Origin of the sequence: Ancylobacter koreensis (assembly GCF_023016525.1) — a bacterium.
In the GTDB taxonomy this organism is placed as follows: Bacteria; Pseudomonadota; Alphaproteobacteria; order Rhizobiales; family Xanthobacteraceae; genus Ancylobacter; species Ancylobacter koreensis.
The window spans coordinates 121,924-134,098 of sequence record NZ_JALKCG010000004.1; the positions used below are offsets into that span (position 1 = coordinate 121,924).

The following is a 12,175-nucleotide window of genomic DNA, read 5'->3' on the forward strand; positions in this document are numbered from 1 at the left end:
AGTGCCGGCCCACCAATGAAAAGGCCCCGACCCTGCACGCAGGACCGGGGCCGCATCGTGTGGCGCCTGCCGGGTCGGCGGGAACGGCCGGCGCCGCGCGTTTCCGTTTCCGGAATGCGCCTATCCTGCACGGGCCGGCCCAACAGCGACTGAACGTGCCGTTGGCCAATATTCATCAAGCAGAGTTGAAAAAGGAAGCCCCGGCTCCCTGGGGGAGGAGCCGGGGCAATTTGGGCTCGCGTTGGGGCTTGGGGGAGTGGGGATGCCGCGAGCCCGAAACCTTGAAACTCAGTAGCAGACCGCGCGCTCGACCTGGACCATGCGGCCCGCGTCGCTCATCCAGCGGCTCTGCATCACGCAATCACCGGCGACCGGCTCGGCGGGAATTTCCACCGTGGCGACCGGCGTCGCTCGCGTGAAGTAACCCGTGGCGGAAGCCGCGCCGACGAACAGGGCGGTGAAGCCCATGGCTGCGGCAACGGCGCTTATGACAATCGTCTTGAACATGTCAGCACCCCATCCACCTCCCGGCGGACGGACCACCGGAGTTCTCAACCCGTCATTACGTTGCTCTCGACTTCGGATCGGTACGCGCAGGCAATAAACACGACGCCTGCGTCACGAGCGTTTCCGCCGTGTCGCGGGGAACGAAACACTACGCGTTCGTTCATACGTGTCCGCCTCGACCCAATCCGTTAATGTTGCTTTAACGTGCGCATCAAAGGAAAAGTTCCAAGAGCCGTTCATGAATTCGTGATCGATTCACTTCGCGATGACGCAACGGCGCTCGCGCACCATACGTGGCGCATCCCCGGTGAAGTCGGCCCGGCTCTGCATGAAACAGCTTCGGTAACCCGCCGCCTGCGCGCCGGCCTGCGCCGGTTCGGTCGTGGCGTCGGCCACCGAGAACAGCAGCAGCGCGCCCACCCCGGCGAGGGTGGCGATGAGCGTGAGCGGCGCGACCAGTCTCTGCTTCAGGCCATGTGTCGGGCGTTTCTTCATCGCGGGGTCCACGTTGCATCCGTATGCGCTGCGTCTGGTATTCCACGTAGCAACACATGAGAGCGCCGGCGGTTGCGCGCAACGGGCGGATTTCCGCATCGCACGCCGGCCCGGTCCGCGCCGCACGGAGATGTCGAACGCGCCTGTCGCATACGCCGCGCGCAGCTCATCTTGTCGGGATGGGGAGGCGCCGCTATAAGCCGTGCGAACCCAACGCCCCCACCGTTCAGGAAGCGAAACCATGGCGCTCGAGCGCACCTTTTCGATCATCAAGCCCGACGCCACCCGGCGTAACCTCACGGGCGCCATCAACGCCACCATCGAGAAGGCGGGCCTGCGCATCGTGGCGCAGAAGCGCATTCTGCTCACCCGCGCCCAGGCCGAGACCTTCTATGCCGTCCACAGCGAGCGCCCCTTCTTCGGGGAGCTGGTGGACTTCATGATCTCCGAGCCGATCGTCGTGCAGGTGCTGGAGGGCGAGAACGCCGTTGCCAAGTATCGCGAAGTGATGGGCGCGACCAACCCGGCCAACGCTGCCGAAGGCACCATCCGCAAGGAATTCGCGCTTTCGGTCGGCGAGAATTCGGCGCACGGCTCCGACAGCCTCGACAACGCCAAGATCGAGATCGCCCAGTTCTTCGCGGGCAACGAGATCGTCGGCTGATCGCCACAGTCTCCAGCGCGCTTTCCGCTGAGTTCACGCCCCGTCTGGTATGCCAGGCGGGGCGTTGTCTTTTGTGCGACTGCACGGCGCTGTGCAGACGCAGCACAATTCAGTCATGAAAATGCAGTCATGGGGTTGGCCACCTCATGAATTATTATGTATGTTGCTGTCATGGGCGCTGCGGGGGTCCGGCCACGGAGAAGTGGCCCGCAGCGGGGATGCCGTTATGGCGCGCCAAGAGCGCCCGGGAGTGGGCCCGCCGGAGCCACCTCCTCTTGCCTCACCTTAGCATGGCGCGCCAACGCCAAAAAAACCTATGCAAACTCCGTCCCCCATACGGACGGCAGGTGAGGGAATAAGACAATGGATTTCTTTGAGCCGCTCTTCTGGCTGGCACTTCTCAAGATCATCTGGATCAACGTCCTGCTCTCCGGCGACAACGCCGTCGTCATCGCCATGGCGTGCCGGTCGCTGCCGGACCGTATGCGCCGCACGGGCATGATCCTGGGCGCGGGCGTCGCGGTCGGCATGCGTATCGTGTTCACCGCCATCATCGCCGTGCTGCTCGGCCTGCCGTGGCTGCGCATCGTCGGCTCGCTGGCGCTGATGTACATTGCCGTGGATCTGGTCCTGCCGGACGAGGGCGAGGAAGGCGGCGTCGCCGCGCATGACAATCTGTGGCGCGCGGTCGGCACCATCGCCGTGGCCGACCTCGTCATGAGCCTCGACAACGTGGTCGCCATCGCCGCCGTTGCCGATGGCAACTGGACCCTCATCATCATCGGCCTGGTCATTTCTATCCCCATGATCATTGCCGGCGCGGCGCTGATCATGGGCCTGCTGGCGCGCTTCCCCTTCCTGGTCTGGGCCGGCGCGGCTCTGCTCGGCTGGGTGGCCGGCGAGATGTTCGTGTCCGACGTGAAGGTGCTGGAGTATTTCGGCGAGGCCGTCGTGCATCACTACGAGTATGTGGCGGCCGCGGCCGGCGCGGCTCTGGTGCTGGCGATTGGCTGGGTGCTGGCGCGCCGGCGCACCGCGCACTCCGCCCACGGCTGACGGACAGACCGGGTTCCCTCCCTGCCGGCGCCCGCGACCTCATCCGTCGCGGGCGCTGTCGGTTCCAGCGGGGCGTTCTGGTCTAATTAATAACGTATGCCAGTGACGGCCGGGCGGGGCGGGTTCTCCGACTCAACGACATATCGACGATCAGAGAGGATACGATGGACTTTTCGAGCCCTGTCTTCTGGGTGGCGTTGCTCCAGATCATCTGGATCGACCTGCTGCTCTCCGGTGACAACGCGGTGGTCATTGCGCTGGCGTGCCGTTCGCTGCCGGAGAAGCAGCGCAAATGGGGCATCCTGCTCGGCGCCGGCGCGGCCGTCGGCCTGCGCATCCTGTTCGCCCTCGCGGTGTCTTACCTGCTCGGCGTCCCGCTGCTGAAGGTGGTTGGCGCGCTGCTGCTGTTCTGGATCGCCATCAAGCTGGTTCTGGACGAGGGCGGCGAGGCCCATCACGTCGAGGGCGCGGACAGCCTGTGGAAGGCCGTGCGCACCATCGCCATCGCCGACGCGGTGATGAGCCTCGACAACGTGGTCGCCATCGCGGCGGCGGCGCGCGGCCATGCCGAGCTGTTCATCTTCGGCCTGCTGCTCACCATCCCGCTGATCATCTTCGGCTCGCAGCTCATCCTGAAGCTGATCTCGCGCTTCCCGATCCTCATCTGGTTCGGCGCGGCGCTGCTCGGCTGGATCGCCGGCGAGATGCTGGTCGGCGACAAGATCGTGCTGGAGACCATGCAGGGCATGGCGCCGGAGCTGGTCGAGAAGATCGAGGATCCCGAGGATCCGGTCGGCCTGAAGCCGGCGGCGCTGCCCCACTACCTCGCGGCGGCGGTCGGGGCCGCCTTCGTGGTGGCTTTCGGCTGGATCGCCAAGAGCCGCCGCGCGGAGGCCGCCGCGCACTGAGCGCGACGACCTCAGCCTGAGGTGTGAAAAGACGAGGCGCTCCGCTACCATGGTGGCGGAGCGCCTTTGTCATGAATCAGCACATTCCCGATCCCCGCGCCGCCGATCCCCGCGCCGCCGATCCCCGCGCCGCCGATCCCCGCGTCGCCGATCCCCGCGTCGCCGATCCCCGCGCGGCCACCCGCACCGGCTATTCCGCCTGCCCGCACGACTGCCCCTCCACTTGCGCGCTGGAGATCGAGGTGGCCGACGGGCGCATCGGCCGCGTGCGCGGATCGCGCGCCAACAGTTTCACCGCCGGCGTCATCTGCGCCAAGGTGGCGCGCTATGCCGAGCGGGCCAACCATCCCGACCGGTTGACCCGGCCGCTGAGGCGCGTCGGCCCGAAGGGGGAGGGCGCCTTCGCGCCGATCTCCTGGGACGAGGCGCTGGACGAGATCGCCCACCGCTTCCGCGAGGCCGAGCGTGCGCATGGGCCGGAGACGGTCTGGCCGTATTACTACGCCGGCACCATGGGGCTGGTGATGCGCGACGGCATCAACCGGCTGACCCACGCCAAGGGCTATTCGCGCTTCTTTTCCTCGATCTGCGTGAACCCGGCCTGGAGCGGCTTCCTCGCCGGCACGGGCCGCCTCGCCGGGCCGGACCCGCGCGAGATGGCGAAGTCCGACTTCGTGGTCATCTGGGGCACCAACCCGGTGTCGACGCAGATCAACGTGATGACGCACGCCATCCGCGCCCGCAAGGAGCGGGGTGCGAAGATCGCGGTGGTCGACGTCTACCGCTCGCCCACCATGGAGCAGGCGGACATCCCGGTGCTGATCCGTCCGGGTACGGATGGCGCTCTGGCCTGCGCCATCATGCATGTCCTGTTCAGGGACGGTCTCGCCGACCGGTCCTATCTCGCTGAATTCGCTGACGATCCGGCCGGTCTTGAATCACATCTTCAGGACCGCACGCCCGGCTGGGCCGCCGCCATCACCGGGCTGCCGGAGCCGGAGATCGAGGCTTTCGCGCAGTTGATCGGCCGCACGCCACGCACCTTCATCCGCGCCGGCTACGGCTTCACCCGCTCGCGCAACGGTGCGGTGGCGATGCACGCGGTGAGCTGCATCCCGACCGTCACCGGCGCGTGGAAGCACGAGGGCGGCGGCGTGTTCCATTCGAACTCGGCGATCTACCGCTGGAACAAGCGCATGGTGGAGGGTCGCGACATCAAGGTCACCTCGCGCGAGCTCGATCAGTCGCGCATCGGCGACATCCTGACCGGCGATCCCGAGGCCCTGCTCGGCGGCCCGCCCGTGACCGCCATGCTGATCCAGAACACCAACCCCGTCACCATCGCCCCCGACCAGTCGAAGGTGATGGCCGGCTTCGCGCGCGAGGACCTGTTCGTCGCCGTGCATGAGCAGTTCATGACCGAGACGGCCCGCATGGCGGACATCGTGCTGCCGGCGACCATGTTCACCGAGCATGACGACCTCTATCAGGGCGGCGGCAACCAGTATGTCATCCTCGGCCCCAAGCTGGTCGAGCCGCCGGGCGAGTGCCGCAGCAATCACGAGGTGATCGGCGCGCTGGCGCAGCGTCTCGGCGCCGCGCATGAGGGCTTCGACATGAGCCCGCGCGAGCATATCGACTGGATGCTGCAGGCGACCGGGCGCGGCACGGTGGACGAGCTGGAGGAGAAGCGCTTCCTCGACGTGCAGCCGGATTTCGAGACCTCGCACTATCTCAAGGGCTTCGCCTGGCCGGACGGTCGCTTCCGTCTCAAGCCGGACTGGGCGAAGGTGCCGTTTGCCGCGCCGGGCCGCTTCGGCCCGCATGAGCAGATGCCGGAATGGCCGGACCATTGGGCGGTGATCGAGGAACCGACGGCGGACTATCCGTTCCGCCTCGTCACCTCGCCGGCGCGCTCCTTCCTCAATTCAAGCTTCACGGAGACGCCGGGCTCGGTGGCGCGCGAGAGGCGCCCCGAGCTGCTGATCCACCCCGCCGACGCCGCCGAACTCGGCATTGCAGATGGCGACCTTCTTCGCGTCACCAGCCCGCGTGGCGAGGTGCGCCTGCATGCGCGCCTGTTCGACGGGCTGCGGCGCGGCGTGGTGGTGGCGGAATCGATCTGGCCGAACCGTTCCCATAAGGGCGGGCGCGGCATAAACAGCCTGACCGGCGCCGACCCCGTCGCCCCGGTCGGCGGCGCGGCGCTGCACGACAACCATGTGAGCATCGCGCGGGTGGCGGAGCCGGCGGAGTGATCGGTTAATCCGGGAAGCGCTCGACATGGGTCTCGCCCGTGCGTCCGACATAGAGGGCGCGGCGGCCGGGGAAGGAGACGATGTAGAAGGCGCAGCCGGCCGCCGCTGCCTTGGCGCAGAAGCCCCTGTAGGTGTATCCCGGCACCTGTTGCTGCGCCTCGCGGATCGCCGCCTGAAGCGCTCCGGCGTGGAAGGCGGGGGCGATCGGCCCTTCGACTTGATGCGTGGCAAGTTCGAAGCTCTCGCCGTCCGGGAGATAATAGCTCGCCCGCGCCCGGCGGAAATCGACGAGGTAGCTCTCGAAGCCCTCGGCCATCAGCGTGCCGACGATTTCAGGGAAGCTGAGCGTGTTCTCTTCGGCGCCTTTCAGGCATGCGGCGGCGACGGCCTGCTTGCGCGGGTCCATGGGCAGTCTCCTTCGGTTGAGGCTAGTCGACGGGCAGGGCGGCGAGGCCGTGCGCGTCGACGAGGCGGCGTAACAGCTTCTCCATCGTCGCGCGCTCGCGGGCGTCGAGCGGCGCGAAGAAGGCAGTGTCGTTGGCATCGGCCAGCGCGGCGAGGGCGGGCACCAGCGCCGCCCCGGCCGGGGTGAGGGCGAGCGTCTGGGCGCGCCCGTCCTCGGGATCGGCCTCCCGCCGCACCAGTCCCTTGGCGATCAGCCGGTCGGCCAGTTTGGTGATGGCGCCGCGCGTCATGCTGATCTCCGCGGCGAGCCGGCTCGGGGAGAGCGGCGGGCGGGCATGCAGGGTGCGCAGCGTTACCCATTCGGCGACCGTCACCTCGCGCTCGGCCAGCCGGGCGGCGAAGGCGTGCGAGACATGGTTCGACACGAGCCGCAGCCAGAAGCCGAGATGGTCCTGAAGCGCCGGGACGGGGGGAGGACGGGTCATGGAACGGCGAACCGCTGAAAGGGAGAAAGATGATTGACTAGGAAACTACATCTGTATGATTTCCTAGTCAATCATCAAGCGATCTTCGTGTGGCGCAAGCTGCGGTATCGGAGGGAACCGAACCTCGCGGCGCGCGTCATAGGGGCAACGTCTCCCCATCGGAACCCGCACCCATGAAATTCACCGTTGCCTCCCGGCTCGCCTATGAGGTGCGCGAAACCACCGTCTTCATCCTCAACATCGAGGCGGCGGCGCTGCGCAACCAGAAGATCCTTGCCGAGCGGCTCGACCTCACGCCCGCCGTGGCGCTGGACCGCCACGAGCTCGACGGCGGCACGCGGCTGGTCCGGGTTGTCGTCGAGCCCGGCACTTTCGAGGTGGACTACGAGGCCACCGTCGAACTTTCCATGTATGACGCCGACCCCGCCACCTTGCGCGAAACGCCGGTGGCGGAACTGCCGCTGGAGGCCATTCCCTTCCTCAACCCCAGCCGTTACTGCGAGTCCGACGGGCTGGCGCGCTTCGCCCATCGCGAATTCGGCGCCCTGCCGCCGGGCCACCAGCGTGTGACGGCGATCTGCAACTGGATCTACGAGAATGTCGACTATCTGAGCGGCAGCTCCGATTCACAGACCTCGGCCTATGACACGATGGTGCAGCGCGCCGGCGTGTGCCGCGACTTCGCCCATCTCGGCATCGCCTTCTGCCGCGCGCTGGCGATTCCCGCCCGCTTTGCCAGTTCCTATGCCTGGCAGCTCGACCCGCCGGACTTCCACGCGGTGTTCGAATGCTATCTGGATGGAGCCTGGTATCTCTTCGACCCGACCCGCAAGGCGGCGCTGCAGGGGCTGGTGCGCATCGGCGTGGGGCGCGACGCGGCGGATGCCGCCTTCGCGACCATCTACGGCGATGCTGTCATGACCGGCATGGAAGTTTCCATCGCTCCGCTGGAGGAGGTGGAGGACGAGGAGCCGACCGTCCGGGCGGTCGGCATCGCCTGAACTCAGGGCGCCGGCGGTACCACCAGCGCGGGCGGGGTGATCTCGAATTCGTCGATGGCGACCCGGGCGCCGTCGAGGCGGGCACGGCCCTCGGCGACGAGGCGCAGCGCCGCCGGATAGATCACGTGCTCCTGCGCCAGAACGCGCGCGGCCAGCGTGTCCGGCGTGTCGGCTTCCAGCACCGGCACGGCGGCCTGCATGATGATGGGGCCGACATCCATCTCGGCGGTGACGAAATGCACCGTGGCGCCATGGATCTTCACGCCCTCGGCCAGCGCGCGCTCATGGGTGTGCAGGCCCTTGAAGCTCGGCAGCAGGGCGGGGTGGATGTTGATCATCCGCCCGGCCCATTTCTGCGTGAAGCCGGATGTGAGCAGGCGCATGAAGCCGGCGAGGCAGACCAGCGTCACCTGCTCCTCCTCCAGCACCGCGTCGAGCGCGGCATCGAAGGCGGCGCGGTCGGGGAACGCCTTGTGGTCGAGGCTGCGGGTGGGGATGTTGCAGGCCTGCGCGCGGGCGAGGCCGTGCGCGTCCGGCCGGTTCGAGATCACCACGGCGATCTCGACGGGAAAGCCGGGGGCGGCGGCCGCCTCGATCAGCGACATCATGTTGGAGCCGCGCCCGGAGATCAGCACGGCGACGCGGGGCTTGGTCATGGCGCCCTCAGAGCGGCTCGCCCAGCGCAAGCGCGCCGTCATAGACGACATGGGCCGCGCCCTCGCCGGGCTCGATGGCGCCGAGATGCACGACCTCCTCGCCGGCATCGGCGAAGGCGTCGGCCACCGTCTCGGCATCTTCCGGCGCGCAGACCACCACCATGCCGATGCCGCAGTTGAAGGCGCGCAGCATCTCCTCCGGCGCCACCTTGCCGATTTGCGCCAGCCAGCGGAACACCGGCGGCACGGCAAGGCCGGCGAGGTCGATGCGCCCGACCGTGTGCTTGGGCAGCACGCGCGGCAGGTTCTCGGTCAGCCCGCCGCCGGTGATGTGGGCGAGCGCCTTGACCTTGCCGGTCGAGCGGATCGCCGCCAGCGCGGATTTCACATAGAGCCGGGTCGGGGTGAGCAGCGCCTCGCCGAGCGCCTTGCCGGGCGCGAAGGGGGCGGGCGCGTCCCAGCCGAGGCCCGAGACCTCGACGATGCGGCGCACCAGCGAATAGCCGTTGGAATGCACGCCGGAGGAGGCGAGGCCCAGCAGCACGTCGCCGGGGCGGACATTGGGGGAGGGCAGAAGCTCGCCGCGTTCCACCGCGCCGACCGAGAAGCCGGCGAGGTCATAGTCGCCTTCCGCATACATGCCGGGCATCTCGGCGGTCTCGCCGCCGATCAGCGCGCAGCCGGATTCCTTGCAGCCCTGCGCGATGCCGGCAACGATCTTGGCGCCGACTTCCGGGGCCAGCTTGCCGGTGGCGAAATAGTCGAGGAAGAACAGCGGTTCGGCGCCCTGCACCACCAGATCGTTGACGCACATGGCGACGAGGTCGATGCCGATGGTCTCGTGCCGGCCGGTCTCGATGGCGATCTTCAGCTTGGTGCCGACGCCGTCCGTGGTGGCGACGATGAGCGGGTCCTTGAAGCCGGCGGCCTTGGGGTCGAACACGCCGCCGAAGCCGCCGATATCGGCATCGGCGCCGGGCCGGCGGGTCGCCTTGACGAGCGGCTTGATGAGATCGACCAGCCGGTTGCCGGCGTCGATGTCGACGCCCGCGTCGCGATAGCTGAGGCCCTTGTCGTTGCTCGTCATCATGCGTCCCCGAGGAATGCTCGCGGATTAACGGCTAATCGGTCCGCAGGCAAGGCGGGGCGGCTTTCCGCGCCTGGCGGGCAAGGTTCGCAGGCCTGCACGGGTGAGGCGGCGATTCTCCGCAGACCGTGATTTGCAGGGCGATCCGGGCGTTGTATACAGTAACGAGATACAACTCGGCCCTACATCATGACGTCATTGAACGTGGCTGTGTCGGCACTCGATCAGGGCGACGACACGCGCGACGGCGCCGATCTACGGCGCTTCGCCCAAAGAGCCGATCTTCTGGTAGCCGCCGTGCAGGAATTGTCGCTGGCCCGCGACCTCGCGGAGATCCAGCGCATCGTGCGCACCACCGCGCGGGCGCTGACCGGCAGCGACGGCACGACCTTCGTGCTGAACGATGGCGGCCTCTATTGCTATTACGCCGACGAGGATGCCATCGCGCCGCTGTGGAAAGGGCTGAAATTTCCGCAGGAGACCTGCATCAGCGGCTGGGTGATGCGCAACCGGCAGGCGGTCATCGTGCCGGATATCTACGCAGATCCGCGCATTCCGCACGACGCCTATCGCCCTACCTTCGTGAAGAGCCTCACCATGGTGCCGATCCGCACCCTCGATCCGATCGGCGCCATCGGCGCCTATTGGGCGGACACACATGTGCCGACGTCGGCCGACCTCCAGCTTCTGCAGGCGCTGGCCGATTCGACTTCGGTCGCGATGGAGAATCTGCGCGTCCAGGGCGAGCTGGAGCGCCGCGTCATCGAGCGCACCGAGGAGCTCACCCGCGCCAACAGTGCCATCCGCGCATTGTCGGTGACGGACGAGCTGACCGGCCTCACCAACCGCCGGGGTTTCTACACCGTCTGCGAGCGGGCGATGGCACATATCCGGCGCGTCATGCTGGTCTATCTCGACGTGGACGGTCTGAAGCGGGTCAACGACCTGCACGGGCATGCCGCCGGCGACGACATGCTGACCGGCTTCGCCGCCGTGCTGCGCGTCGCGCTCCCCGAGGCGAACGTCCTCGCCCGGCTCGGCGGCGACGAATTCTGCGCCGCCCTGTTCGATCCCGTCGCGTCGGCGGAAGACATGCGGCGCAGGCTGGCGGCGGCGCTCGATGTCTTCAATGCCGCCGCCACGCGTCCCTACCGGCTGTCGTTCAGCCTCGGCATCGTGGAGGCCGAGGGCGGCGACGCCGGGATGCTCGACAGCCTGCTCCAGCAGGCCGACGAGCTTATGTATCGCGAGAAGAACGCGCGGCGCGTGGCGAACTGAAGATCAGCGCCGGGCACCCGCGCGTTCGATTCCGAGCGCGATCAGCCCCGCCGTCAGCCCCCAGAAGGCCGAACCGATATCGAGAAGGCTGACGCCCGAGGCGGTGACGGCCAGCGTCAGCACGGCAGGGAAGCGCTTGGCAGTGTCGCCCATGGCGGTGCTGAGCGCATTGACCAGCGGCGCCAGCAGGGCAAGCCCGGCGAAGGTGGCGACAAGTCCCGGCGGCAGCGCGGCGATGAGCGCCACTACAAATGCTCCCCCGGCCGCCAGCACCAGATAGCTCGCTGCATAGAAGGGCGTCGCCAGCCAGCGCTTGGCCGGATCGGGATGGGTGTCCGGCCCGGTGCAGATCGAGGCGGTGATCGCCGCGAGATTGCTGGTGAGCGAGCCGAGCGGGGCGGTGATCAGCGAGGCCACGGCGGTGGCGGCGAGGATCGACTGGGCCGGCGGCTTGTACCCGGCCGCCTGCAGCACGGCGAGGCCGGGCAGGTTCTGCGAGGCCATGGTGACGACATAGAGCGGCAGGCCGATGCCGATCAGCGCGTGCAGGTCGAAGCGCGGGGCGATCAGCTCCAGCGTCGGCCATGTGCCGGCCGGCAGCGGCCCGACCCGCCCGAGGAAGAAGGCGAGCGCGATGCCGATGACCAGCACCGCCAGAACCGAGCCGAACGGGCTGATGCGCCGCGCCACCAGGAAGATCAGCACCAGCGGCAGCACCAGCAGCGGGTCGGCCTGGCCGGCGGTGAACACGGCGGTGCAGAAGCGGAACAGCACGCCCGCCAGCATGGCGGCGGCGATCGAGACCGGCAGGCGCTGCACCAGCGCGCCGAGCGGCTTCACCGCTGCGGTCACGAGGATCAGCACGCCCGCCAGCAGGAAGGCGCCGACGGTGGTCTCCGCCGTGAGCCCGTGCGCGCCGGCGATCAGCGCGGCGCCCGGCGTTGTCCACGCGGTGATGATCGGCATGCGGTGGCGCCAGCCCAAATAGGCCGAGGTCAGCGCCATGGACAGGCACAGCCCGATGACGCCGGAGACGGTCTGCCCCGGCGTGGCGCCCACCGCCTGCGAGGCGGCGACGATCAGGGGGAGCGTGCCGCCGAAACCGACGAGGGAGGCGACGACGGCGGAGGTGACGAGGGAGGAACGCATCGGGCGCTTCACGCGGGCGGTTCGAAGCGTTTTGCGCGAAGCAAGTCTTCGAAGCAGGTGACGGTCGGGTCGCAGGCAGAGAGCGCCTTTTGCCACGGCGCGGGCCAAATCGCCATCGCTGCCTTCGGCCGACGCCTCTGTGAATGGCGGGGGCAGGACGCCGCCTGCCGCGTCTTGTGCATCGCACCGCCGCGTTTTCCTGTATCTATGGCTGGACGGCGGCATG

General features: G+C 68.1%; 13 protein-coding genes. 6 read left to right on the forward strand and 7 right to left on the reverse strand.

Annotation, left to right across the window (positions count from 1 at the left end; genetic code table 11):
* Positions 1–288: 288 nt before the first annotated feature.
* Together MWN33_RS12055 and MWN33_RS12060 are read right to left on the reverse strand one after the other, a co-directional pair.
* Positions 289–507, reverse strand: coding sequence for a hypothetical protein (locus tag MWN33_RS12055; RefSeq protein ID WP_247201022.1), 219 nt, complete (start codon positions 505–507; stop codon positions 289–291).
* Between the two features lie 255 nt (positions 508–762).
* Complete coding sequence (locus tag MWN33_RS12060) at positions 763–1,002, reverse strand: hypothetical protein (protein WP_247201024.1); 240 nt, start codon at positions 1,000–1,002, stop codon at positions 763–765.
* A 241-nt stretch (positions 1,003–1,243) separates the two neighbouring features.
* Here MWN33_RS12060 and ndk point away from each other — a divergent pair, with 241 nt between their 5' ends.
* The 4 genes from ndk (at position 1,244) to MWN33_RS12080 (ending at position 5,888) form a co-directional block, all read left to right on the forward strand.
* Positions 1,244–1,666: a nucleoside-diphosphate kinase gene (gene ndk, locus MWN33_RS12065; RefSeq protein ID WP_247201025.1), complete on the forward strand. Its 423-nt coding sequence runs from the start codon at positions 1,244–1,246 to the stop codon at positions 1,664–1,666.
* A 363-nt stretch (positions 1,667–2,029) separates the two neighbouring features.
* Positions 2,030–2,722 carry a TerC family protein gene (locus tag MWN33_RS12070; RefSeq protein ID WP_247201026.1) on the forward strand — a complete coding sequence of 231 codons (693 nt, stop codon included), beginning with the start codon at positions 2,030–2,032 and terminating at the stop codon, positions 2,720–2,722.
* A 164-nt stretch (positions 2,723–2,886) separates the two neighbouring features.
* Complete coding sequence (locus MWN33_RS12075; RefSeq protein ID WP_247201029.1) at positions 2,887–3,630, forward strand: TerC family protein; 744 nt, start codon at positions 2,887–2,889, stop codon at positions 3,628–3,630.
* A 71-nt stretch (positions 3,631–3,701) separates the two neighbouring features.
* Positions 3,702–5,888, forward strand: coding sequence for a molybdopterin-containing oxidoreductase family protein (locus MWN33_RS12080; protein WP_247201031.1), 2,187 nt, complete (start codon positions 3,702–3,704; stop codon positions 5,886–5,888).
* 4 nt (positions 5,889–5,892) lie between these two features.
* Here MWN33_RS12080 and MWN33_RS12085 read toward each other — a convergent pair whose 3' ends face one another.
* Positions 5,893–6,294, reverse strand: coding sequence for a DUF1398 domain-containing protein (locus tag MWN33_RS12085; protein WP_247201033.1), 402 nt, complete (start codon positions 6,292–6,294; stop codon positions 5,893–5,895).
* 22 nt (positions 6,295–6,316) lie between these two features.
* Positions 6,317–6,778, reverse strand: a complete 462-nt coding sequence (locus MWN33_RS12090; protein WP_247201035.1) for a MarR family winged helix-turn-helix transcriptional regulator — start codon at positions 6,776–6,778, stop codon at positions 6,317–6,319.
* Between the two features lie 173 nt (positions 6,779–6,951).
* Between MWN33_RS12090 and MWN33_RS12095 the strand changes: the two genes are divergently transcribed.
* Positions 6,952–7,779 carry a transglutaminase-like domain-containing protein gene (locus tag MWN33_RS12095; RefSeq protein ID WP_247201036.1) on the forward strand — a complete coding sequence of 276 codons (828 nt, stop codon included), beginning with the start codon at positions 6,952–6,954 and terminating at the stop codon, positions 7,777–7,779.
* A 2-nt stretch (positions 7,780–7,781) separates the two neighbouring features.
* Here the strand turns inward: MWN33_RS12095 and purN are convergent, their stop codons facing one another.
* Both purN and purM read right to left on the reverse strand, forming a co-directional pair.
* On the reverse strand, positions 7,782–8,435 hold the full coding sequence (purN, locus tag MWN33_RS12100) for a phosphoribosylglycinamide formyltransferase (protein ID WP_247201038.1): 654 nt from the start codon (positions 8,433–8,435) through the stop codon (positions 7,782–7,784).
* Positions 8,436–8,442: 7 nt separating this feature from the next.
* Positions 8,443–9,525, reverse strand: coding sequence for a phosphoribosylformylglycinamidine cyclo-ligase (purM, locus tag MWN33_RS12105; protein ID WP_425531994.1), 1,083 nt, complete (start codon positions 9,523–9,525; stop codon positions 8,443–8,445).
* Positions 9,526–9,732: 207 nt separating this feature from the next.
* Between purM and MWN33_RS12110 the strand changes: the two genes are divergently transcribed.
* Positions 9,733–10,800 (forward strand): sensor domain-containing diguanylate cyclase, encoded by a 1,068-nt coding sequence (locus MWN33_RS12110; protein ID WP_247201041.1) that lies wholly within the window; start codon positions 9,733–9,735, stop codon positions 10,798–10,800.
* Positions 10,801–10,803: 3 nt separating this feature from the next.
* Here the strand turns inward: MWN33_RS12110 and MWN33_RS12115 are convergent, their stop codons facing one another.
* Positions 10,804–12,174, reverse strand: a complete 1,371-nt coding sequence (locus MWN33_RS12115; RefSeq protein WP_281493750.1) for a benzoate/H(+) symporter BenE family transporter — start codon at positions 12,172–12,174, stop codon at positions 10,804–10,806.
* Between the last annotated feature and the right edge of the window lies 1 nt (position 12,175).

Coding starts and splice junctions, on each gene's coding strand:
- MWN33_RS12055 (WP_247201022.1), bottom strand. CDS start 507: ATGTTCAAGACGATTGTCATAAGCGCCGTTGCCGCAGCCATGGGCTTC.
- MWN33_RS12060 (WP_247201024.1), bottom strand. CDS start 1,002: ATGAAGAAACGCCCGACACATGGCCTGAAGCAGAGACTGGTCGCGCCG.
- ndk (WP_247201025.1), top strand. CDS start 1,244: ATGGCGCTCGAGCGCACCTTTTCGATCATCAAGCCCGACGCCACCCGG.
- MWN33_RS12070 (WP_247201026.1), top strand. CDS start 2,030: ATGGATTTCTTTGAGCCGCTCTTCTGGCTGGCACTTCTCAAGATCATC.
- MWN33_RS12075 (WP_247201029.1), top strand. CDS start 2,887: ATGGACTTTTCGAGCCCTGTCTTCTGGGTGGCGTTGCTCCAGATCATC.
- MWN33_RS12080 (WP_247201031.1), top strand. CDS start 3,702: ATGAATCAGCACATTCCCGATCCCCGCGCCGCCGATCCCCGCGCCGCC.
- MWN33_RS12085 (WP_247201033.1), bottom strand. CDS start 6,294: ATGGACCCGCGCAAGCAGGCCGTCGCCGCCGCATGCCTGAAAGGCGCC.
- MWN33_RS12090 (WP_247201035.1), bottom strand. CDS start 6,778: ATGACCCGTCCTCCCCCCGTCCCGGCGCTTCAGGACCATCTCGGCTTC.
- MWN33_RS12095 (WP_247201036.1), top strand. CDS start 6,952: ATGAAATTCACCGTTGCCTCCCGGCTCGCCTATGAGGTGCGCGAAACC.
- purN (WP_247201038.1), bottom strand. CDS start 8,435: ATGACCAAGCCCCGCGTCGCCGTGCTGATCTCCGGGCGCGGCTCCAAC.
- purM (WP_425531994.1), bottom strand. CDS start 9,525: ATGATGACGAGCAACGACAAGGGCCTCAGCTATCGCGACGCGGGCGTC.
- MWN33_RS12115 (WP_281493750.1), bottom strand. CDS start 12,174: ATGCCGCCGTCCAGCCATAGATACAGGAAAACGCGGCGGTGCGATGCA.